The organism is Kitasatospora sp. A2-31 (assembly GCF_022288725.1).
GTDB lineage: Bacteria > Actinomycetota > Actinomycetes > Streptomycetales > Streptomycetaceae > Kitasatospora.
The window spans coordinates 257,302-279,113 of sequence record NZ_JAKNTA010000001.1 but is presented as its reverse complement, the minus strand read 5'-3'; the positions used below and the strand labels follow the sequence as shown (position 1 = coordinate 279,113).

14 protein-coding genes are annotated in these 21,812 nt (G+C 73.2%); 8 read left to right on the top strand and 6 right to left on the bottom strand.

Going from position 1 to position 21,812, the window contains the following annotated elements:
• Positions 1 to 102: 102 nt before the first annotated feature.
• Positions 103 to 1,068, bottom strand: coding sequence for a DUF4350 domain-containing protein (locus MCM47_RS01255; protein ID WP_238741546.1), 966 nt, complete (start codon positions 1,066 to 1,068; stop codon positions 103 to 105).
• Positions 1,069 to 1,314: 246 nt separating this feature from the next.
• Between MCM47_RS01255 and MCM47_RS01250 the strand changes: the two genes are divergently transcribed.
• Complete coding sequence (locus MCM47_RS01250) at positions 1,315 to 2,415, top strand: HoxN/HupN/NixA family nickel/cobalt transporter (RefSeq protein WP_238740054.1); 1,101 nt, start codon at positions 1,315 to 1,317, stop codon at positions 2,413 to 2,415.
• 184 nt (positions 2,416 to 2,599) lie between these two features.
• Here MCM47_RS01250 and MCM47_RS42480 read toward each other — a convergent pair whose 3' ends face one another.
• Both MCM47_RS42480 and MCM47_RS01235 read right to left on the bottom strand, forming a co-directional pair.
• A complete protein-coding gene (locus MCM47_RS42480; protein ID WP_305067928.1) occupies positions 2,600 to 8,803 on the bottom strand; it encodes a DNRLRE domain-containing protein in 6,204 nt (2,067 codons plus the stop codon).
• A 298-nt stretch (positions 8,804 to 9,101) separates the two neighbouring features.
• On the bottom strand, positions 9,102 to 9,350 hold the full coding sequence (locus tag MCM47_RS01235) for a hypothetical protein (protein WP_238740052.1): 249 nt from the start codon (positions 9,348 to 9,350) through the stop codon (positions 9,102 to 9,104).
• 457 nt (positions 9,351 to 9,807) lie between these two features.
• On the opposite strand from MCM47_RS01235, the gene MCM47_RS01230 reads away from it, so the two are divergent.
• Both MCM47_RS01230 and MCM47_RS01225 read left to right on the top strand, forming a co-directional pair.
• Positions 9,808 to 10,794, top strand: a complete 987-nt coding sequence (locus MCM47_RS01230; protein ID WP_238741436.1) for a LuxR C-terminal-related transcriptional regulator — start codon at positions 9,808 to 9,810, stop codon at positions 10,792 to 10,794.
• Positions 10,795 to 11,117: 323 nt separating this feature from the next.
• Positions 11,118 to 12,983: an endonuclease/exonuclease/phosphatase family protein gene (locus MCM47_RS01225; RefSeq protein WP_238740051.1), complete on the top strand. Its 1,866-nt coding sequence runs from the start codon at positions 11,118 to 11,120 to the stop codon at positions 12,981 to 12,983.
• Positions 12,984 to 13,116: 133 nt separating this feature from the next.
• Here the strand turns inward: MCM47_RS01225 and MCM47_RS01220 are convergent, their stop codons facing one another.
• Positions 13,117 to 14,109 (bottom strand): SGNH/GDSL hydrolase family protein, encoded by a 993-nt coding sequence (locus MCM47_RS01220; protein WP_238740050.1) that lies wholly within the window; start codon positions 14,107 to 14,109, stop codon positions 13,117 to 13,119.
• Between the two features lie 315 nt (positions 14,110 to 14,424).
• Between MCM47_RS01220 and MCM47_RS01215 the strand changes: the two genes are divergently transcribed.
• Positions 14,425 to 16,080 carry an FAD-binding dehydrogenase gene (locus MCM47_RS01215; protein WP_238740049.1) on the top strand — a complete coding sequence of 552 codons (1,656 nt, stop codon included), beginning with the start codon at positions 14,425 to 14,427 and terminating at the stop codon, positions 16,078 to 16,080.
• 136 nt (positions 16,081 to 16,216) lie between these two features.
• Here MCM47_RS01215 and MCM47_RS01210 read toward each other — a convergent pair whose 3' ends face one another.
• Positions 16,217 to 16,567, bottom strand: coding sequence for a metalloregulator ArsR/SmtB family transcription factor (locus tag MCM47_RS01210; protein ID WP_238740048.1), 351 nt, complete (start codon positions 16,565 to 16,567; stop codon positions 16,217 to 16,219).
• 100 nt (positions 16,568 to 16,667) lie between these two features.
• On the opposite strand from MCM47_RS01210, the gene MCM47_RS01205 reads away from it, so the two are divergent.
• The 4 genes from MCM47_RS01205 to MCM47_RS01190 all read left to right on the top strand — a co-directional run bounded on the left by MCM47_RS01205 (position 16,668) and on the right by MCM47_RS01190 (position 21,397).
• The gene (locus MCM47_RS01205) at positions 16,668 to 18,656 is read left to right on the top strand and encodes a heavy metal translocating P-type ATPase (RefSeq protein ID WP_238740047.1); all 1,989 of its coding nucleotides are present in this window, start codon (positions 16,668 to 16,670) and stop codon (positions 18,654 to 18,656) included.
• 4 nt (positions 18,657 to 18,660) lie between these two features.
• Positions 18,661 to 19,086 (top strand): (2Fe-2S) ferredoxin domain-containing protein, encoded by a 426-nt coding sequence (locus MCM47_RS01200; RefSeq protein WP_238740046.1) that lies wholly within the window; start codon positions 18,661 to 18,663, stop codon positions 19,084 to 19,086.
• Between the two features lie 151 nt (positions 19,087 to 19,237).
• Positions 19,238 to 19,489 carry a hypothetical protein gene (locus MCM47_RS01195; RefSeq protein ID WP_238740045.1) on the top strand — a complete coding sequence of 84 codons (252 nt, stop codon included), beginning with the start codon at positions 19,238 to 19,240 and terminating at the stop codon, positions 19,487 to 19,489.
• A gap of 240 nt (positions 19,490 to 19,729) precedes the next feature.
• Complete coding sequence (locus MCM47_RS01190) at positions 19,730 to 21,397, top strand: metallophosphoesterase family protein (protein WP_238740044.1); 1,668 nt, start codon at positions 19,730 to 19,732, stop codon at positions 21,395 to 21,397.
• 67 nt (positions 21,398 to 21,464) lie between these two features.
• Here the strand turns inward: MCM47_RS01190 and MCM47_RS01185 are convergent, their stop codons facing one another.
• On the bottom strand, positions 21,465 to 21,797 hold the full coding sequence (locus MCM47_RS01185; protein ID WP_238740043.1) for a YnfA family protein: 333 nt from the start codon (positions 21,795 to 21,797) through the stop codon (positions 21,465 to 21,467).
• Between the last annotated feature and the right edge of the window lie 15 nt (positions 21,798 to 21,812).

Here is a 21,812-nt window from a genome sequence, read left to right as displayed (position 1 = left end):
CCGCGCCGCGGGCGTCAGCATTCCGACCCTAGGGGAGGCGGCGGGCGCTGTCCTGGTGAGCCCGGCCCGGGCCGGGCCCACCAGGACGGCGGGGCCCCGCCGTCAGGCCTTGCTGAGCCACGCCGTGGCGTTCAGCGCCAGGGCGGCGTTGGTGCCGGCCGGGTCGTTCCAGCCGTTGAAGAGGTTGTTGCCCGGCTGCCCGGTGCCGTCGTCGGCCGGGGAGCTGTCGCCCCAGACCGCGACCCGGCCGGAGCCGTAGGTGCTGGTGGCGAAGAAGGCGCCGGTGGTGCCGCTGTAGCCGGTCCGGTAGACGAGGCCCTTGACGTTCGGGTTGTCGGCCGGCTCGAGGGTGAAGGTGGTGCCGGAGCGCAGGATCGAGCCGGTGACGGTGCCGAACGGGCCGTGCAGCACCGGGTCGGCGGCGTCGGCGACGGCGCGCGGGTTGTCGGTGGAGATGTTCTTGACGTCGACCGAGATCCCGAACGGGTCGTCGTCGTCCACGCCGTTGTCGGTGAACAGGTCGTTGATGATCGCGGGGGAGTCCCAGCCGTCGTTGTTGCGGTCGCTCTGGGTGTGGTCCGAGATCAGGAAGAGCCCGCCGCCGTTCTGCACGAAGCGGATCAGCGCGGCCTTCTCGGCGGCGCTGAACCGGATGTTCGGCTCGGGGACCACGAAGGTGTCGAACTTGGCGAGGTCCAGGGCGGCGCCCGTGCCGTAGCTGATGGTGGAGCCGGCCGGGAGGGTCTTGAGGCTGTACTGGCCGGTCTTCTGGAGGGCGACGCCCCAGGCGGAGAGCGCGCCGGTCCAGCTCTTCTCGGTGGTGGGGCTGGCGTTCTGGGCGAGCGGGTCGGGCTGGGCGGTGGAGATGATCCAGTCGGCGTTCCCGGCGGTCTCGCCCTTGCTGTTGTCGAACAGCACCCGGTGGGGGGTGGCGGTCAGGGCGGCGGTGGCCGCGGTGGGGGCGACGCCGGCGGTCGGGGTGGCGGACGCGGTGGGGGCCAGCGTGGTCAGGCCGGCCGCGAACAGGGCCGACGAGGCCAGCGCGGCAGCCGTTCGAGTGCGGTTCATGTGCCGTTCCTCCGTGGGGAGTTGAGGGGGCGGCGCCGAGTATTCGCGCGTAGAGGTCGAGTATCCGCGCGTAGACGGGCGACCGAAAGGCCCTGGAGGTTACGAGCGTTTGTACGGTTCATGACGAGTGCTGCGGGCGTGGTCGCGCGGTGAAGGTGACCGGCTCGTAGTTGCACATGACTTGCAACTACTTCCCTCCTGGGGGAAAGATGGCCCAGCTCGAAAGGCCCAGGAAAGGACGAAACGATGACCGGCCCCCGCTGGCGCGACCGGCTCACCCGTGAGGAATGGATCCGCCTGGCCGGCATGGGGGGATTCATCCTCGCCCTGCACGTGATCGGCTGGTTCACGCTGCTCGCGGTCATCGCGCCCGAGCACTACGACGTGGGCGGCCAGGTCTTCGGGGCGGGCATGGGCCTCACCGCCTACACCCTCGGCATGCGGCACGCCTTCGACGCGGACCACATCGCCGCCATCGACAACACCACCCGCAAGCTGATGGGCCAGGGCAAGCGGCCGCTGTCGGTCGGCTTCTGGTTCTCGCTCGGTCACTCCTCCATCGTCTTCGGCCTCTGCGCCCTGCTCGCCTTCGGCATCAAGTCGCTCGCCGGGCAGCTGGAGGCCGACGACTCCACCCTGCACGAGGCGACCGGCCTGATCGGCGTCACCGTCTCCGGGACGTTCCTGCTCGCGCTCGGCCTGATCAACCTGGGGGCCTTCAACGGCATCCTCAGGGTGTTCCGCAAGATGCGCGAGGGCGAGTTCGACGAGGCCGAGCTGGAGGAGCAGCTGGAGAAGCGCGGCCTGATGAACCGCATCCTGGGGCGGGTGACCAGGGCCGTCACCAAGTCCTGGCACATGTACCCGGTGGGCCTGCTCTTCGGGCTCGGCTTCGACACCGCCACCGAGGTCTCGCTGCTGGTGCTGGCGGGCGGCGCGGCGGCGTTCCAACTGCCCTGGTACGCCCTGCTGGTGCTGCCGGTCCTGTTCGCGGCGGGGATGAGCCTGCTGGACACCATCGACGGCTCGTTCATGAACTTCGCCTACGAGTGGGCGTTCTCCAAGCCGGTCCGCAAGATCTACTACAACCTGACCGTGACCGGGCTCTCCGTGGTGGTCGCCCTCGTCATCGGCTCGATCGAGCTGATCGGCCTGCTCGGCGAGAAGCTGGAGGTCACCAGCGGCCCGGTCGCCTGGATCGGCGAGCTCGACCTCAACTTCGTCGGCTACGCCATCGTCGGCCTCTTCGTGCTCACCTGGGCGGCGGCGATCGCCTACTGGAAGCTCGGCAACGTCGAGGAGAAGTGGTCGGCCGGGCTGGCCGCGGCGGCCGAGAAGGCCGAGTAGCCCGAGCGGGCGGAGTGAGAGAGCGGGCGCAGCCGGCGGAGCGGGCGGAGCGAGAGAACGGGCGCGGCGGGCGGAGCACGCCGAGCAGGCGGAGCGGAGCGGGGCGGGCAACACGAAGCGGCCGGCCCGGGGCGAACCCCGGGCCGGCCTTCCCGTCTCACCTCGGCGGGCCGTCGGCTGCGCCTCAGTACCGCGGGCTGACCCGGTAGATCGGGCGGTCCGGCACCCACCAGTGGCTGGAGCGCCAGATCCCGAAGACGAACTTCACCCCGTGGCTGCCGCGCTTGTTGGCGGCCTTGAGGAACTGCTTGCCGATCCGCTTCATCAGGTAGGACAGCGCCCACAGGACGTAGCCGGCGGCCCGGGCGGCCCAGTGCGGCAGCTTCCGCAGGATCTTGGAGATGCCCTGGCCGATCTTGCCGGAGATGTACAGCAGGGTGCCGATGGTGTTGCCCTCGGACCGGCTGAAGTAGGCGGTCCACTTCTTCCGCCAGGACATCCCGGTCAGGTCGTCCATGGTGATCGGGTCGACCGGGTAGCCGTAGGCGTTCGGCGAGCCCTCCAGCACCGGGTCGGTCTGCAGGAACCGGCCGGTGGTGGCGTCGTAGAGGCGCACGCCCATCAGGGTGAGGCCGGAGAGGCTGTCGGACCCGCGCTGCGAGCCGCCCAGCCAGCCGTACTCGGTCGAGCCGGTGGCGTCGACGACGTTGCCGTACTCGTCGTAGTGGTAGACGGCGAGGTCCTGCGTGCCGTCGGGGGACATCTGGACCGAGACGTCACCGTGCAGGTTGGTCAGCAGCAGGATCGCGCCGCCGTCGGTGCCGGTGGCGGCCGTGAGCTGGCCGGTGAGGTCCTGGACGTGGCGGGTCAGCCGGCCGGCCGCGTCCTGCTGCCAGGCCGGGCTGTCGTTGCCGCCGTCGAAGTGGTTGGTCGACAGGTCGGTGACGGCCCAGGTGCCGTCCGCGCCCTTGGTCTCCGTGGTGCTGACCGCGAGGCGGCCGGAGGCGTCGAGGTCCCAGGTCTTGCGGGTGTCGCCGAGGGTCTCGCTGCGCACCAGGTCGTTGACGTAGTAGCTCAGCTGGGTGCCCTTCGGCAGGGCGGTGGTGCGGCCGTAGGCGTCGTAGACGTAGCCGGCGTCGGTGAGGCGGTCGGCGGTGTCGTAGCCGTGGCTCTCGGACTTGGTGACGGCGTCGGCGGTGGCGGGGTCGCAGTCGTCGGTGACGACGGTGCGGTTGGTCCGGTTGCTGCTCCTGTCGAACGCGTAGGACCGCGTGGCGCACGCCAGACCGGTGCTGTCGGCGGCCCTGACCAGGCGGCCGGTGGAGTCGTAGCCGTAGGTGCTGGTGGTGCTGTTGCCGTCGGACTGGGTCCGGCCGGCCTGCTGCCCGTGGACGGTGTGGTCCGCGTTGTCGGCCAGCAGGACGGTGCCCGCCTGGCTGGTGTAGGTCTTGCCGGTCTGGATGCCCCGGCTGTCGTAGGTGTTGGTCAGGGTGTTGCCGCCCGGCATGGTCTGCGAGACCAGCCGGCCCTCGACGTCGTAGGAGGCGGTGAAGGTGCCCGCCACCGAGTCGGTCAGCGAGGTCGGCAGACCGCGCGGGTCCTTGGCGGTGTCGTAGCCGTAGGTGGTGGTGGACGGCACGGAGTCCGACTTCTTCACCACCCGGTCCAGCCGGTCGTACTCGGTCGTGGTGGTGGCGCCGGCGCCGTCGTCGTAGGAGACCAGACGCCCGAGCCTGTCGTAGCCCTGGGTGATGGTGGCCTTGCCGTTGGCGACGGTGGCCAGCTCGCCGTTGGCGGGGTCGTAGCCGAGCACGGTGTCCGCCACGGCGGTGCCGGTGCCGCCGCTGACCGAGACCTTCACCGGGCGGCCGGCGGCGTCGTAGCTGCGGGTGGTGGTGCGGGTGACGCCGTTGGCGACCTCGGTGACGACCGAGACGTTGCCCCAGCGGTCGTACTGGTAGGTCTTGGTCGGCACCTGCAGCGGGTTGGCGCCGCCGCCGGCGATCGGCGCGGCCGGCCCGGTGGAGCAGACCAGGTCGGCCCACTCCGGGTGGCCGGCGCAGGCGCCGGTGCCGGTGGCGCCGTAGTACGCGGTCACCGTGGTGGCGGCGTCGGAGCCGTTGGAGTTCGGGCGGCTCTGCGAGGTCACCCGGCCGCTGGCGTCGTAGCCGGTGGCGGTGGTGATCTTCAGACCGGCCGGGTCCTGGACGGACTGGGTGGGCAGGCCCTGGGCCCAGTCGTAGGAGGTGGCGGTGGTGCGGGTGTCGGCATCGGCGGTGTAGCCGTCGATCCGGGCGCCGACCGTGCTGGACGTCGCGCGGTCGCTCACCGCGGCCCCGGCCGGGCGGCCCTCGTCGTAGCCGGTCACGGTGTGGGCGCGGGCGGCGACCTCGGCGCCGGCCGTGAGGGCCGGGCTGCTGCCGGAGGCGGCCAGGTCGTGCTCCAGGGTGACCAGCTGCAGCGGATCGTACTGCTCGGTGAGGCGCTTGCCGTCGGCGGAGAAGACCGAGGCCGAGGAGAGCAGCTGGGCGCGGTCGGCGGTCGAGCGGCCGGCGATCCCGAGCGCCTGGAGCTTGGCCAGGCCCTCACCGGTGGTGGCCAGGGCGAGGATGCGGTTCTCCGCGGAGAGGGTCCGCACCGGGCTGCCGTAGGCGTTGTACTCGGTGGTGGTGATGCCGCCGCCGGGGGTGGCGGTGTTGACCTCGCGCCCGGAGGCGTTGGTGTAGGTGAGCGACGCACGGGCGTACGCGGCGGTGCCGAGCGCCTTGCCGTCGTGGCCCGCCGGGACGGCGTCGGGCGGCAGCACCGCGGTGGCGTCGGTCGGGGCATCGGTCTGGCCCCACGCCGCGACGTCGGACGGCGCCAGCGGGTAGGGCGCGTTGGCGCCGCTCAGCGGCACGTCGTAGACCATCGAGGTGGTCGCGGTGCCGTCGGTGACGTCCTTGCTGCCCTGCTTGAGGGTGGGCCGGGAGGCGGCGAGCAGCATGCCGTCACCCGCGGTGGCGGCGTTGCCGGCCTTGCCGTACTCCAGGGTCCACGGCAGCTCGCCGGCCTCGGTCAGGGTGGTGACCCGGCCGGAGGCGTCGTAGGAGTAGGCGGTCTTCAGCGCCGGGCTGATCCGCGGGTCCCAGACCTCGCGCAGCCGGCCCTGGTCGTCGTAGGCGTACTGCGAGACCACGACGGGGGTGGCGGCGGAGGCGCCCGGGTCGGTGGACCAGAGCCGGATCTGCTTCACCTGGCCGGCGGTGTCGCCGAACGCGGACGCGGTGGCGGTGGTGGTGTCGGCGTAGACGTACTCCAGCACCCGGCAGCCGGCGGTGGACGGCACGGCGGCGCAGTTGGCGGACGCGGTCGCCGAGGTGGGCGCGACCACGTACCTGGGGCGGGCCAGGGTCTTGCCGCCGGCCACGACCTTCTCGGAGACCACCGAGGTGGTGGAGTTGTCGCTGGGCAGCGAGGAGCCGGAGGCCTGCCAGGTGGTGGCGGCCGGGTCGACCTTGGCGAAGGTGACCGTGGTGCCGGCGGTGTCCTTCAGGGTGAAGGAACCGCTGAGCGCGCCGGTCAGGGTGAGGTCCTCGGCCCCGGGCTCGGGCTTCCAGCCGCCGGCGCCGGTGGCGGTGAAGCCGACCTCGGAGCCGTCCGCGGAGACCACCGAGAGCGAGGTCGCCGAGGTCTGGCGGACGTAGGAGTAGTCGGCGTCGGTGAGCTCGGCGGTGGTGCCGGAGCTCCACTGCGGGCCGAAGATCGCGGCCTGGCCCTCCTGGGCCGAGCCGTTCAGCGGCCGGCGGGAGGAGAAGGAGCGCTCGGCGCTCAGGCCGAAGCCCTCGGCGTCGGTGGCGGAGAGGCTGAGGTCACCGGTGAGGGTGTTCACCTCGCCCGGGCCGACCTTGGTCTCCGGCGCGGTGCCGGCGTTGCGGTCCACCGTGACGGTGTTCGGCTCCGTGGCGTCGGTGGCGGTGCCGTCGGTGAAGACGGCGCGGACGTCCACCGGGCCGTTCTCGGCCAGGGTGTCGGTGATGTTCCAGTTCAGCGCGGCCGGCTTGCCGCCGGGGGCGGCGAACGGCCAGGCGGCCACCGGCTTGCCGTCGGTGGTGGTGACGTTGGCGACCGGGACGTCCTTCCAGGCGTCGGTCTCGCCGCGGCGGTACTGGTAGCGCACGCCGGTGTAGGTGGAGTTGCCCTCGGCCCGCAGCGAGGTGCGGCGGGCCGGGCGCTCGCCGGCGCCGGGCGCGACCAGTGCCGAGCCCTTGCCCGCGAAGAAGGCGTACGTCCGGTCGGCGGAGACGTTGCCCGCGGCGTCCCGGGTGTGCGCGGTGACGGTGTGGGCGCCCGCCTTGAAGGTGAGTTTGGCCGTGACCGGGGCGCCGGTGGTGGCCGCGGTCACCCAGGCGCCGCCGTCCAGCTTGTACTGCACGTCCTTCACGTCGCCGGTGGGCGGGGTGAAGGTGAAGTTGCCGCTGTAGTCGCCGTTGGCGTCCGGGGCGCCGGCCCACTGGCCGGCCGGGAAGTCCCCGGAGGCGATGGTGGTGGCGCCGGGCGCGGTGGTGTCCACCGTGAAGGTGCGGAAGGCGGACCAGGCGCTGTTCGCCGTGCCGTCCCAGGAACGGGAGCGCCACTTGTAGCTGCCGGCGGGCAGCGCGGTGCCCGGCGTCCAGGTGAAGGTGGAGCCGGAAGCCGCCATGGCCGTGCGGCCCGACTGCAGCGCGGCGGTGCCGTTGGACGCCCAGACCTCGAAGTCCAGCGCGACGTTGCCGCCGTCCGGGTCGGTCGCCTTGGCGGAGAGCGTCGGCGTGGAGTCGCCGGTCAGCGCGGCGTCGGCCGGGGAGACCAGGGTGGAGACACCCGGCGCGGTGTTGAACGTGACCGACAGGTACGGCGTGTTGGAGGACGCGTTGCCGGAGTTGAACTTCTTCCAGCCGTACGGGTCGGTCTCGTCCGTGGCCCGGATGCCCAGGGTGTTGTTGGACTTGCCGTTGGCGGCCCAGGCCTGCACCAGCGAGGTGATGTCGGTGTTCACCCAGCCGTCGTTGCAGGAGCTGGAGTAGCCCTTGGTGGCCGTGGAGGTGGCCCACTTGCGGTTCCAGGTCGGCTGCGCCGTCCACCGGGTGGCGGTGCTCGCCGAGTTGGTGTCCCAGACCTCCCAGCTCTTGGCCGTGCAGGACCAGGAGTGGAAGTTCCACAGGTTGAGCTTGCCGCTGGTGACCTGCTTCCCGGCGATCTGGGCCATCGGGAACTGCAGGAACGAGCGGGCGACCTGGCCGGAGCCGTTGTTGCCCAGCTTCAGCTCGGTCTGCGAGGAGACGTCGGTGGCGTAGCCCTGCTGGACGAAGGTGTCGAAGCCGACGCCGATGTTGACCGCCGGGTCGACGGTGACGGGGTACTTGGTCCTCGGGTCGTTCAGGAACGCCGCGTCCGGGGTGAGCGTGAGGTCGACGGCGTCGCCGTTCTGGGTGACCTTCAGACCGACCGGGGCGGTGTGGGTGCGGTCGCCGCTGCGCTCGTCGACCTGGGCGTCCCACATCATCGGTGCGGGCAGCTGGCCGGCCTCCTGGCCGGTCCTCGGGTCGATGAACGAGACGGAGTTGTCCGCGTTCAGGCGCGCCTGGAGGCCGGCCGCGTCCAGGGTGAGGGTGACGCTGCCGTTGGCGGCCACCGCCGAGCGGTCCTTGAGCTCCAGGAACTGCTCGAAGCCGGTGCGGGTGGACTCGATGACCAGGTCGGTGGCGGTCAGCGCGTCGGCGTACCGGGCCCTGGTGCCGTCGACGGTCGGCGCGGGCAGGGCGCCGCGCCAGGACAGCGACATGCTGGTGCCGTTGCCGTTGTCCACCGAGACCAGCGGGGTGGCGGGGGCCTGGGCGTCGCCCGCGGGGGCGCCGGCGGCCTTGAACTTCGACGCCGCGGCCGCCGGGGTGGCGCCGGCGAGGGCGAGGTTCAGCGGGTGGCCCTTGGCCTTGACGCTGCCGTCCGCCTGCTTGGCCAGATCGACGTCGATCGGCTGCAGCTTGCCGGACTTGTCCTTGTACCGGACCGGGCCGGAGGCCATGTCCAGGGTGGTGGTGCCGTCCGGGTTGATCCAGGTGGTGGTGGACTCGGTGCGTTCGTCGACCACCTCGATCCGGCGGTTCTCCAGCCGGGCCTTGAGGTGGGCGGTGGCGAGGTCCTTGGCCTCGGCCGGGCCGAACGCCCGGGCCGGCTTGGGGGCGGGGGCCTCCGGGGTCACCGCGACGGCCTGACCGGTCGTCATGACGACGGCGGCGGACTCGGCGGCCAGCACCACCGCGAGGGCGACGGCGGTCCTGCTGAGGACGCCGCGTCGGCGGCGTGCGGACGGTACGGGCGGGGCGGCGTCCCCGGCCCGGGGCCGGGGGTCGCCGTTGGGGCGTGACATGGAACTCCTCGACGGTCTGAACGGTGCGGTGGGGTGAGGTACGTGGGCCTTGTCGTGGATATGTCATTAGGCTTCGGAAGGGCGGCCGACGTGAATCGGCCAAGTTTCCGAAGGGGCGGGATCGGTGGAAACCCGTACGGAAGACCGCCTGCTCCCCGCCCGTCGGCGCGGTGGAGGCGGTCGGTGGAGGCGACCGGATGGGTCGGTGGCGATGGCCGGGACGGGTCGGTGGAGACGACCGGGGTGGGCCGGTGGAGATGGCCGGGAGGGCCCGTGGAGGGGCCGGAGCAGGCGGGGGTCAGTCCCAGCCGATGCCCGGGGTTCCGGCCGGTGCGACGTCCCAGCCGATCGGTCCGCGGGCGGGGGTGCCGGCGGGCGGGGTGTCCCAGCCGATGCCCCCGCCGTCCGTGGCGGCGATGGCGACGACGCCCGGGGCGGCGGGCCGGTCGGCGACGGCGGTGGCGACGGCGGGGGCGGCGGGTGCGACGGCGGTGGCGGCGGCGAGTGCGAGGGCGGTGGCGGCGAGCAGACGGACGGTCTCGGGCACGACGGGTCCTGTTCTGTGCGGGGCGGTTCAGCCTCGGTTCAGGGCGGTGGAACGGGTGGTGGAACAGGCGGGGGACGGGTGGTGGAACGGGGGGAGGGTGGAACGGAAGGGTGGCGGTGCGGTGGAGGGGGTGCGCGCAGGGGAGATCCTTCCGGTACGGACGCGTCGGCGGGAGGGGAGGCTGCGGGCAGCATCAGGACAGGCAGGATGCTGCAACCCCCCGAGCGGCTGGTTCGGCGACGCCTGGGAGTGCGGCCGCGCACCCCGGGAGCGAATGGCAGCGCGCGGGGTGCGTGAGTGGCTGGATCGCGCGCCCGGTCCGAGCGCCGACCCCGCGTCAGATCGCGTGACCGGATCATGTCTTGTCGTGTCGCTCCACCCGGCGGCATGATCGGGACCGGCGGACCGATCGGACATTCCCTCACATCCCTCCACGACGATTCAGGGGTCGTTGAAAGTGCTGGAACTGCTGGGGCTGGACTCCGTCGCCGAAGCCGTCTACCGCGAGATGCTGACCGACCCCGAAGGCGGCGTCCCCGAACTCTGCGCCCGCCTCCGGCTCCCCGAGTCCGCCGTCCGCGAGGCCCTGGACCGGCTCGCCGACCTCACCCTGCTGCGCGCGTCCCGGGAGCGCCCCGGCGCGCTCTGGCCGGTCAGCCCGGAGCGCGGGCTGGAGCTGCTGCTGCGCCGGCAGGAGGAGGAACTCGTCAGGCGGCAGCAGGAGTTGGCCGTCTCCAAGGCGGCCGTCGCACGCGCCGTCGCCGAGTACGCGACGCTGCGCACCAGCAGCCTGGTGGACGGTGGCGAGCGGCTGGTCGGCCTGGACGCGATCCAGGCCAAGCTGGAGGTGCTGACCGCCCGGCTCACCGGCGAGTGCCTGGCCGTGATGCCCGGCGGTGCGCAGTCCGCCGCGAGCCTGGCCGCCTCCCGCCCGCTGGACGAGGACGCCCTGGTCCGCGGGGTGACCCTGCGCACCATCTACCAGGACAGCGTCCGCAACGACCCCGAGACCTTCGGGTACGTGCGGTGGATGACCGGCCTCGGCGGCAAGGTGCGCACCGCGCCGGTGCTCCCGCCGCGGATGCTGGTCTTCGACCGCGCCACCGCGGTGGTGCCGATCGACCCGGAGAACACCCGGCTCGGCGCGCTGTGCACCGAGGAGCCGGGGATCGTCGCCTCGCTGGTCGCGCTGTTCGAGCAGACCTGGGAGACGGCCGTCCCGCTCGGGGCGGACCAGCCCGAGGACGCCGGCACCGGCCTGAGCGCCGGCGAGCGCGAGCTGCTGCGGCTGCTCTCCACCGGCCTCACCGACGACGCGGCGGCCAAGCGGCTGGGCGTCTCCGTCCGGACGGTGCGCCGGCAGATGGCGGCGCTGATGGAGCGTCTCGAGGCGGCCAGCCGTTTCGAGGCCGGTCTGAAGGCGGCTCAGCGCGGCTGGTTGTAGGGCCTGATCTGCGGAAATGGGCTGTAACCGGGCAATGGGGCTGTAGTCAAGCTCACAGTGTGGTCTTTCACTCCTGCGGCGGAATCAAAAGTTCACCGCCGGGGTCTTGTCGCGTCATTTTCTACGCGCGTATCTTCTAGCGCTGCGGGGGGCGTTCCGGCTCCCGTGCTGCCTTCTACGCGAGTAGCGCACCATCTGCGCCCAGCTGCACCACCTCTGACCCACCCTCACGGTCCCCCGGTCCCACGCCGGACGGACGTCAAGTGCCACCCCCACCGCCTGCCACGGCCACGCCGGCCGGCAGAACGAAGGAGTCCTGCCCGGTGACCACGCCCTCCGCCTCCCGCCGCCCGCGCCGTGCGCTGCTGCGCACGACCCTCGTCCCGGCCGGCCTGGCTGCCTCGCTGGTGCTCGTCCCGCTGCCGACGGCCTCCGCAGCGACCGCCGCCGGGCCGACCGAGCCCGGCAGCCTGCGCATCCACGACGTCCAGGGCGGCACCCGGATATCGCCGCAGGCCGGCAAGACCGTCACCGGCGTGCCCGGCATCGTCACCGGCGTGCGCGCGTACGGCTCCAAGGGCTTCTGGATCCAGGACCCGAACCCGGACGCCGACCCGGCGACCAGCGAGGGCGTCTTCGTCTTCACCGGCAGCGCGCCGACCGTCAAGGTGGGCGACTCGGTGCTGGTCAGCGGCAAGGTGACGGAGTACTACCCGAACTTCAACGGTGGTTCGCAGTCGCTCACGGAGATCAGCTCCCCGGCCGTCACGGTGCTCTCCTCGGGCAACCCCCTGCCCGCCCCCGTCGTGGTGGACACCCGCAACATCCCGGGCACCTACGCCCCGCGGACCCCGGCCGGCGCCACCACCATCGAGGGCCTGGCGCTGAACCCGGAGAAGTACACCCTGGACTTCTACGAGTCGCTGGAGGGCATGCTCGTCGAGGTCCAGGACGTCCGGGTGATCCAGGCGACCGACAAGTACAACGAGCTCTGGGTCGCCGCCGACAAGCAGGACCAGAAGAGCAGGCGCGGCGGTGTGCTCTACGAGTCCTACGCCGAGCCCAACGTCGGCCGCCTGATGGTGCAGCAGCAGGCGCCGGCCGCCCAGCAGCCGTTCCCGGTCGCCAACGTCGGCGACGTGCTCACCGGCACCACCAGCGGCCCGCTGGACTACAACCAGTTCGGCGGCTACACCCTGGTGGCCGGCACCCTCGGCGCGCTCCAGGACAACCACCTGCAGCGCGAGGTGACCGCCCCGGCCACCGACCGCGAGCTGACCGTCGCGACCTACAACGTCGAGAACCTGGCCCCGGGCAACCCGGACGGCAAGTTCGCCGAGCTGGCCCAGGCCGTCGTCACCAACCTGCGCTCGCCCGACGTCGTCGCCCTGGAGGAGATCCAGGACAACAACGGCGCCAAGAACGACGGCACCGTGGACGCGAGCCAGACCGTGGCCAAGTTCATCGCCGCGATCAAGGCGGCCGGCGGCCCGGCGTACGAGTGGCGCTCGATCGACCCGGAGAACGGCAAGGACGGCGGCGAGCCCGGCGGCAACATCCGCCAGGTGTTCCTGTTCAACCCGCAGCGGGTCTCGTTCACCGACATCCCCGGCGGCAACGCCACCACCGCGGTGGACGTGGCCGGCACCGGCGCCGCCACCGCGCTGACCGCCTCGCCCGGCCGGATCTCCCCGGCCGACGAGGCCTGGGTCAACAGCCGCAAGCCGCTGGTGGGCCAGTTCTCCTTCCGCGGCAAGAAGGTCTTCGTCATCGCCAACCACTTCAACAGCAAGGGTGGCGACCAGGGCATCGACAGCCGGTTCCAGGAGCCGACCCGCAGCTCCGAGGTGCAGCGGATCAAGCAGGCGACCGTCGAGCAGGCCTTCGTGGCCAAGCTGCTGGCCGCCGACAAGGAGGCCAAGGTGGTCTCGCTCGGCGACTTCAACGACTACCAGTTCTCGCCCGCGCTGGCCACGCTCACCAAGGACGGCGTCCTGCGCGACCTGGTGAACGAGCTGCCGGAGAAGGAGCAGTACTCGTACGTCTACCAGGGCAACTCGCAGGTCCTGGACCACATCCTGGTCAGCCCCGAGGTCGGGTACGCCAAGTACGACGTGGTGCACATCAACAGCGAGTTCGCCCAGCAGGCGAGCGACCACGACCCGCAGGTGGTCCGCATCAAGCCGTGACGCCCGTCGGGGCGTGACCGAGGGGGCGGTGACCGGGGTCCGGTCACCGCCCCCTCGGGGTCTTCGGCCGCGGCGCGGCCGCCGCCGGGCTGCGGGCCCGCCCGGCCGCCGCAGGGCCGTCGGAGTCGCCCGGCTACCGCAGCGCCGCGAGCACCGCGTCCGCCATCACCTTCTCGCCGGTCGCGTTCGGGTGGAACGGGACGGCGGGGGAGCCGGGCAGCGCGCCCTCGATCCACCGGTCGTCCGAGCAGACGTCGTGTCCGGCGGTCGGGGCCGCGGTGTCCACGAAGGTGGCGCCGTTGGCGGCGGCGGTGGACTTCAGCATCGCGTTGAGCTCGCCCAGTACGCCGTGCAGGTACGGGACGTCGCCCGGGGCGATCGGCTGGCGGAAGACGCAGGACGCGCCGTCCGCCGGCAGCACGGACGGGTAGCCGACCAGCAGCACCCTGGCGTTCGGGGCCTTGGCGTGGATCCGCTTCAGCACGTCGGCGACCTGCGGCCGGGCCGCCTCGATCCGGTCGGCCAGGTCGTCGTCGCCGTACTGCCAGGACCAGCTGGACCAGTCCCAGTGGCCGTGGTGGAAGACGTCCTTGCAGGGGGTGCCGAGCGGGTTGACCACCGCGCCGGCGATGCAGGTGGCGACGAGGTCGCCGAGCCCGAGGTCGGTGACGCCGAGGTCGTTGCCGCCGATGCCCAGGGTCACCAGGTCGGTGTCGGGGGTGACGGCGTCCAGCTGCGGGTCGTTGACCCGGATGAACGCGTCGTACTGGGCCTGCGTCATCGCCTTCACCTTGGCGGCCGCGCAGGTGACGTCGGTGTAGTTCGCGGCCTGGAGCGCGGCGGCCACCAGGTGGCCGTAGTTGCGGTCCGAGCGCAGGCAGAGGCCGGCCGACTGGCCGGGTACCCCGGCGCCGGCGGCGTAGGAGTCGCCGAGCGCGACGTAGTGGCGCGGCGCGGGGGTGGCGGCCTGCGCGCTGGTGGAGGTCAGCGCGAGCGCGGCGCCCACTGCGGCGGCGCCGAGCAGGGCGGACTTCCGGGAGTTCCGGGGGGTCCGGGAGTTCGGCGAGGAGTTCCGGGCGGGGTGGGGGCCGGGGGCGGTGCCGAGTTTCCGGGCAGGGCGGAGCACGGTTCCTCCTGGGGGAGAGAAACGACGGTGGGTGGGGGTCGTGCCAGCCGCGGCCACAGCTACTCACAGGTAAGTTACTTCCAGGTTTCGTGGGCGTCCATGCCTTCCACCGAAATTTCCGAAATTCCGTCAGATGGTATTTCGAATTTCGCTCCACGGTGTATCGGAGGTATTTCCGGTACGCGGTGGAGCGAAATTGCCCGCGGGTCCGGTTACCGGCCGGTTGACTGGCCGTCGCCGCAGGCCGCAGTATCGGGCGCACGCCGCAGTATCGGGCGCACACCGCACTGCCGGAGCACCGATGGAGGATCCCGCATGGCCCTGGACGCCGACGTCATCGTCATCGGAGCCGGACTCGCGGGGCTCGCCGCGACCGCCGAACTCGCCGACGCCGGACGGAAGGTGATCCTGCTCGACCAGGAGCCCGCGGCCTCGTTCGGCGGCCAGGCGCACTGGTCCTTCGGCGGCCTCTTCCTGGTCGACTCGCCCGAGCAGCGCCGGATGCGGATCCGCGACTCGCACGCGCTCGCCTGGCAGGACTGGCTCGGCACGGCCGGCTTCGACCGCACCGAGGACGCCTGGCCGCGCCGCTGGGCCGAGGCCTACGTCGCCTTCGCCGCCGGCGAGAAGCGGGCCTGGCTGCGGGGGATGGGCGTCCGGTTCTTCCCGGTCGTCGGCTGGGCCGAGCGCGGCGGCCTGCACGCCGACGGCCCCGGCAACTCCGTGCCGCGCTTCCACATCACCTGGGGCACCGGCCCCGGACTGCTCGAACCGTTCGTCCGCCGGGTCCGCGACGCCGCCCGGCGCGGCCTGGTCGACCTGCGCTTCCGTCACCGCGTCACCGGCCTGTCCGCGACGGCCGGGGTCACCGACACGGTGAGCGGCGAACTGCTGGTGCCCAGCCCTGCGGGGCGCGGCGAGGCCAGCTCGCGCGACGTGGCCGGCCACTTCGAGCTGCGCGCCCAGGCCGTGGTCATCACCTCCGGCGGCATCGGCGGCAACCACGACCTCGTCCGCAAGTCCTGGCCGGCCCGGCTCGGCACCCCGCCGGAGCGGCTGCTCTCCGGAGTCCCCGCACACGTGGACGGGCTGATGCTGGGCATCGCCGGCGAGGCCGGGGCCAGCCTGATCAACGGCGACCGGATGTGGCACTACACCGAGGGCATAGAGAACTGGGACCCGATCTGGGCCCGGCACGGCATCCGCATCCTGCCCGGCCCGTCCTCGCTCTGGCTCGACGCGCGCGGCCGCCGGCTGCCCGTCCCGCTCTTCCCCGGCTTCGACACCCTCGGCACCCTGGAGCACATCCGCTCCACCGGGTACGACCACACCTGGTTCGTGCTCAGCCAGAAGATCATCGAGAAGGAGTTCACCCTCTCCGGCTCCGAGCAGAACCCCGACCTCACCGGCCGTTCGGTGCGCGGCGTCCTCGGCCGGGCGCTGCCCGGTGCCCCCGGCCCGGTCCGGGCCCACCTGCGGCACGGGCCGGACTTCGTGGTCGCGAGCAACCTCGGGGACCTCGTCCGCGGGATGAACGCCAAGACCCGCGAGCCGCTGATCGACCCGGACGACCTGCGCCGCACCGTCGAGGCCCGGGACCGGCAGCTGGCCAACCCCTTCGCCAAGGACCTCCAGGTCACCGCGATCCACGGCGCCCGCCGCTACCTGGGCGACAAGCTGATCCGCACCGCGGCGCCGCACCGGATCCTCGACCCGGCCGCCGCCCCGCTGATCGCCGTCCGGCTGGGCATCCTCACCCGCAAGTCGCTCGGCGGGCTGGAGACCGACCTCTCGGCCCGCGTGCTGCGGCCCGGCGGCGAGGTGCTGGAGGGCGTCTACGCGGCGGGCGAGGCGGCCGGCTTCGGCGGCGGCGGGGTGCACGGCTACCGCTCGCTGGAGGGGACGTTCCTCGGCGGCTGCCTGTTCTCCGGGCGGACGGCGGGCCGGGCGGCGGCGGCCGCGACGGCGTAGCGTCCGGCGGGTGCCCGGCGGCGCGCCCCGGTCAGGACGCGTCGCCCAGGGATGGGTCGCCGGGCCGCTCGCCGGGCTGATCGCTCAGGGCCGGTCAGGCTGGTCAGGCTGGTCAGGGCCGCTCAGGGCCGGTCGCTCAGCGCTCGTCGGTCAGGCCGAGGCGCAGGTGGTCGACGTGGTAGACCGCGTGGTCCAGCAGGGCGGCGACGTGGTCGTCGTGCAGGGAGTAGACCACCGAGCGGCCGCGGCGCTCGCCGACGACCAGGCCGAGGTTGCGCAGCAGGCGCAGCTGGTGGGAGCAGGCGGACTGCTCCATGCCGACGGCGTCGGCGAGTTCGGTGGCGGCCCGCGGCCCCTCCCGGAGCTGGGCGAGTATCAGCAGGCGGGAGGGGGTGGCGAGGGCCTGGAGGGTGCTCGCCACCTTGGCCGCGTTGGAGGCGTCCAGGCGCATCTGCGGCACGGCGTTCTCGGCGGCTGCGTGTCCCATGGGGGAATCCTACGGGGCCGGTCCGGGGCCGCCCTTGGCGAATGCTGCAGTGTTATCAACGTATGAAAGCTTGTTCATGTGTTCCTGTATGGTGGCGTCCATGCCCGCCACCCCTGCGTCCAGCGCCCTGCTCACCCGGCCGCCCGCCCCCGCGGCCCCCGTGCCACCGCGACCGCGCCGCACCCGGGTGTCGGCCCTGCCGGAGGCGCGCTGGGCGGCCGCGGCCACCGCCGCCTTCCTGGCCGCGCTCGGCGTCCACCTGCTCGACGGCCCGGGGTGGGTCGCCGCCGCGCTGTACGCCACCGCCTACCTGGCGGGCGGCTGGGAGCCGGCCCTGGCCGGACTGGCAGCCCTGCGCGCGCGCACGCTCGACGTCGACCTGCTGATGGTGGTCGCCGCGCTCGGCGCCGCCGCCATCGGCGAGGTGGTGGACGGCGCCCTGCTGATCGTGATCTTCGCGACCAGCGGCGCCCTGGAGGCGCTCGCCACGGCCCGGACCGCCGACTCCGTCCGCGGCCTGCTCGACCTCGCCCCCGCCACCGCCACCCGGTTGCGCGAGGACGGCGGCGAGGAGAGCGTCCCCACCGCGGAGCTGGCCGTCGGCGACGTCGTGCTGATCCGCCCGGGCGAGCGGGTCGGTGCCGACGGGACGGTCCTGGACGGCGCGAGCGAGGTCGACCAGTCCACCGTCACCGGCGAACCGCTGCCCGCCGCCAAGGCGGTCGGCGACGAGGTGTACGCCGGAACGCTCAACGGCTCCGGCGCGCTGCGGGTCCGGGTCGGCCGGGACGCCGCCGACACCGTGATCGCCCGGATCGTCGCCCTGGTGGCGGAGGCCTCCGGTACCAGGGCACCCACGCAGCTCTTCGTCGAGCGGATCGAGCAGCGCTACGCCGCCGGGCTGGTGGCGGCCACCCTGCTGCTGTTCGCCGTTCCGCTCGTGCTCGGCGCCGAACTGGACGGCGCCCTGCTGCGCGCCATGACCTTCATGATCGTCGCCTCGCCGTGCGCGGTGGTGCTGGCCACCATGCCGCCGCTGCTCTGTGCCATCGCCAACGCCGGCCGGCACGGTGTGCTGGTCAAGTCGGCGGTGGTGATGGAACGCCTCGGGCAGGTCGACGCCGTCGCCCTGGACAAGACCGGCACCCTCACCGAGGGCACGCCCGAGGTCACCGAGCTGCGCCCGCTCGACGGGGTGACGGAGGAGCAGCTGCTCGCCCTCGCGGCCGCCGCCGAGCACGCCTCCGAGCACCCGCTGGGCCGGGCCGTGGTCGCCGCCGCCCGTGGGCGCGGCCTGCCGCTGCCGGCGGCCGAGGGCTTCACCGCCACCCCCGGTGTCGGGGTGCGGGCGCTGGTGGGCGGATCGGTGGTCGCGGTGGGCGCGCCCGGCCCGCACCGATCCCGCGGGCCGGCCGTCGCCGCGGTCACCGAGCTGGAGGAGGCCGGCCGGACCGCGGTCGTGGTGCTGCGCGACGGCGAGCCGGTCGGGGTCCTGGGGCTCGCCGACCGGCCGCGCACGCAGGCTGCCGCCGCGGTTCGCGGTCTGGCCGCCCTGACCGGGCGTCCGCCGGTGCTGCTCACCGGCGACAACCCGCGCGCCGCCGAGCGGCTGGCCCGCGAGGTCGGCCTGACCGACGTCCGGGGCGGGCTGCTGCCGCACGACAAGCTGGCCGCGGTGCGCGACCTCGCCACCGGAGGGCACCGGGTGCTGATGGTCGGTGACGGGGTGAACGACGCGCCCGCACTGGCCGCCGCACACAGCGGCGTCGCGATGGGCCGGGTCGGCGCGGACCTCGCGCTGGAGACCGCCGACGTCGTCGTCGTACGGGACGAACCGGCCGCCGTCCCGGCCGTGGTGGCGCTCTCCCGGCGGGCGCGTCGCCTGGTCGTGCAGAACCTGGTGATCGCCGGGGCCTGCATCGCGGTGCTGGTGGTCTGGGACCTGGCCGGTACGCTGCCGTTGCCGCTCGGCGTCGCCGGGCACGAGGGCTCCACCGTGATCGTCGGCCTCAACGGCCTGCGGTTGCTGCGCGAACGGGCGTGGCGGCGGGCCCTGCCGCACGAGGCCCTGGGCCGGGAGGAGAGCTGAACCGATGAGCCGTCGGAACCGGGACCGTGAGCGGGAGCAGACGCGCGGGCGGGCCGGGGCCGGAGCCCCGGTGACCGTCACCGTCTGCCGCGGCTGCTGCTGCGGCACCCAGGAGAAGCACCCGGGCGTGGACCACGCCGGCCAGTTCGAGCGGCTGCGCGAGGCGGTCGGTTCGGCGGGCACCGTCCGGGCGGTGAAGTGCCTGGACGCGTGCGCGCACTCCAACGTGGTGGTGGTCGGCCCGTCCAGCGAGGGCCGCGCGGCCGGTGGCCGCCCGGTCTGGCTCGGCTGGGTGCTGGAGGACGACATGGTCGGCGAGATAGCCGAGTGGGTGCACGCCGGCGGCCCCGGCCTCGCCGACCCGCCGGGCCTGCTCGACCTCCAGCTGATCAGCGTCTCCCGGCGGGTCCGGGACGGCCTCCCGGGTTGACCGGAGCGGCCTCCCGGGTTGACCGGAGCGGCCGCCCGGGCTGACCGGGGCGGCGCAGGGCCCGCCGCCCGGCCGCCGTCGGACCCGGCCCGGCCGGCGGGCCGGGGCACTACCATTTCCCGGGGCGCCCCGGCTTGGGAGGAATGACGACGTGACCACGGTCTGCCGCATCTGCGCGGGCACCGGCCGCACCGCCGGCCTCAGCTGCCGCACCTGCCAGGGCACCGGCACCACCGAGGTCGGCGGCGGGGGCGGCAACTGCTTCCTCTGCGACGGCACCGGCGTCTACGTGCGCTACCGGGTCGACGCGGCCGGCGCCAAGCACGCCTACCGTGACGAGATCTGCCGCACCTGCGACGGCACCGGCAACCGCGCGGCCTCCACCTGGGACGAGAGCGCCTGACCCGGCGTCCGCGCCACGGGCCCCGCCGTTCCCTCCGGCCGCCGGTCCCGCCCGTCGTCGTACGCGCCCCCGACAGCACGTCAGGGACCCGGCCCCGGGCGATGATCCGGCCGCGACCGGTTCCGAGGGGGCGGCTTTGCCGAGGCATGGTCGAACATTGGCGTTCGACTGACCGGCGCGCCGGGGCTCGTTCACCGTACGTCCGTGTCCGGTCAACTCGCCGGTGGGAGAGTCCCGGCCATGGATATCCCCAACATGGGCGTGCCCGCGAAGCTCGCCGACCGCATGAGCATGGCCGAGCAGCACGAGTACCTGCGGGCCCGCTTCTCCCGCCGCCGGATGCTGCGCGCCGGGGCCGTAGGCGTCGGCGCCCTCGCGGTGGGCGGTGCGCTGGGCGGCGGCACCGCGACCGCCACCCCGGCCTCCCCCGAACTGCTGACCGGCGGCACCGCCGACGGCGTGGACGGCGCGCTGGTCGCCCCGATCGGCCGTCACCTCGCCTTCGGACCCGAGCCGGACACCCAGTTCCGCGTCTCCTGGCAGGTCCCGGCCCCGGTCAAGAAGCCATTCCTGCGCTTCGGAAAGCACCCGTGGGACCTCGGCCACAAGGTCCCGGCCGAGGTGCGCGCCCTGCACACCCCGGCGCTGACCCCGACCGGCCGGCCGGTCGACCAGTACTACCTGCACGTGGCGCTGGAGGACCTCGAGCCCGACACCACGTACTACTACGGCGTCGGCCACCAGGGCTTCGACCCCGCCTCGCAGCAGGCGATCTCCACCCTGAGCACCTTCCGCACCGCCCCCTCGCGCGACCACCGCTGGGGCAAGGTCTACGAGCCGTTCACCTTCACCGCCTTCGGCGACCAGGGCGTCAGCTCCCACGCGGCCGGCAACGACCACGTCATCCTGGCCCAGAACCCGGCCTTCCACCTGCACGCCGGCGACATCTGCTACGCCGACCCGGCGGGCTCCGGCCAGGACTCCGACAAGTCGGTCTACGACGCCCGTACCTGGGACGCCTTCCTGGTGCAGACCGAGACGGTGGCCTCGAAGGTGCCGTGGATGGTCTCCTACGGCAACCACGACATGGAGGCCTGGTACTCGCACAACGGCTACGGCGGCGAGAGCGCCCGCTTCCACCTGCCCGACAACGGCCCCGACCCGCGCACCGTCCCCGGCGTCTACAGCTTCCGGTACAAGAACGTCGGCGTCATCTCCCTGGACGCCAACGACGTCTCCTACGAGATCCCGGCCAACCTGGGCGTCTCGGCGGGCAAGCAGACCAAGTGGCTGCAGCGCACGCTCAAGGACCTGCGCAGCGACGAGACCATCGACTTCATCGTGGTCTTCTTCCACCACTGCGCCTTCTCCACCACCCACCAGCACGCCTCCGAAGGCGGGGTCCGCGAGGCCTGGGTGCCGCTGTTCGAGAAGTACCGGGTCGACCTGGTGATCAACGGTCACAACCACGTCTACGAGCGCACCGACGCGATCCTCGGCAACAAGGTCGCCAAGGCGGTGCCCAGCGGCGCCACCGTCGAGCCGGCCACGGACGGCGTGGTGTACGTGACGGCGGGCGCGGCCGGCCGCAGCCTCTACCGCTTCGACGCCCCGGACACCTACGAGGGCCACGAGAACCGCCTCGACTCGGTGGACACCTACTACTTCGCCAAGGGCGGCGGCAAGGTGACCGAGAAGGTCGAGTGGTCGCGGGTCCGCTACACCGGCTACTCGTTCGTCAAGGTCGACGTGACCCCGGCCCACCTGGGCGCGAAGTCGTCCATGAAGGTGACCGCGCTGGCCGAGGACGGCACGCAGGTGGACCACTACACGATCCTGCGCACGGTCGGCGAGGGCTGGGACGGCGACCGCGACGACGACGGCGAGGGCGGTGGCTGGGGCTGGTAGCCCGCCCCCTGCGGCGATCCCCTGCGGCGATCCCCGCGGGCCCCGGCGCCGAACGCCGAGCAGCGGTTCAGCGCCGGGGCCCGTACATGATCACAGCGACCCCGGCGAGGCAGATCAGCGCCCCGAGGACGTCGTGGCGGGTCGGCCGGAAGCCGTCCACCAGCACGCCCCAGAGCAGCGAGCCCGCGACGAAGACTCCGCCGTAGGCGGCCAGCACCCGGCCGAACTGACTGTCCGGCTGGAGGGCGGCGACGAAGCCGTACCCGCCGAGCGCGACCACTCCCAGCCCGGCCAGCCACCACGGCCGGGACTCGCGCACGCTCTGCCAGATCAGCCAGCAGCCGCCGATCTCGGCGAGGGCGGCGAGGGCGAACAGGGCGGCGGAGCGCAGGACGGTCATGGTCGCCAAGCCTAC

Bases quoted from the DNA above. Each gene is read 5' to 3' on its own strand.
- MCM47_RS01250 (WP_238740054.1), top strand. From the start codon at position 1,315: ATGACCGGCCCCCGCTGGCGCGACCGGCTCACCCGTGAGGAATGGATC.
- MCM47_RS01215 (WP_238740049.1), top strand. From the start codon at position 14,425: ATGGCCCTGGACGCCGACGTCATCGTCATCGGAGCCGGACTCGCGGGG.
- MCM47_RS01255 (WP_238741546.1), bottom strand. From the start codon at position 1,068: ATGAACCGCACTCGAACGGCTGCCGCGCTGGCCTCGTCGGCCCTGTTC.
- MCM47_RS42480 (WP_305067928.1), bottom strand. From the start codon at position 8,803: ATGTCACGCCCCAACGGCGACCCCCGGCCCCGGGCCGGGGACGCCGCC.
- MCM47_RS01210 (WP_238740048.1), bottom strand. From the start codon at position 16,567: ATGGGACACGCAGCCGCCGAGAACGCCGTGCCGCAGATGCGCCTGGAC.
- MCM47_RS01200 (WP_238740046.1), top strand. From the start codon at position 18,661: ATGAGCCGTCGGAACCGGGACCGTGAGCGGGAGCAGACGCGCGGGCGG.
- MCM47_RS01190 (WP_238740044.1), top strand. From the start codon at position 19,730: ATGGATATCCCCAACATGGGCGTGCCCGCGAAGCTCGCCGACCGCATG.
- MCM47_RS01205 (WP_238740047.1), top strand. From the start codon at position 16,668: ATGCCCGCCACCCCTGCGTCCAGCGCCCTGCTCACCCGGCCGCCCGCC.
- MCM47_RS01185 (WP_238740043.1), bottom strand. From the start codon at position 21,797: ATGACCGTCCTGCGCTCCGCCGCCCTGTTCGCCCTCGCCGCCCTCGCC.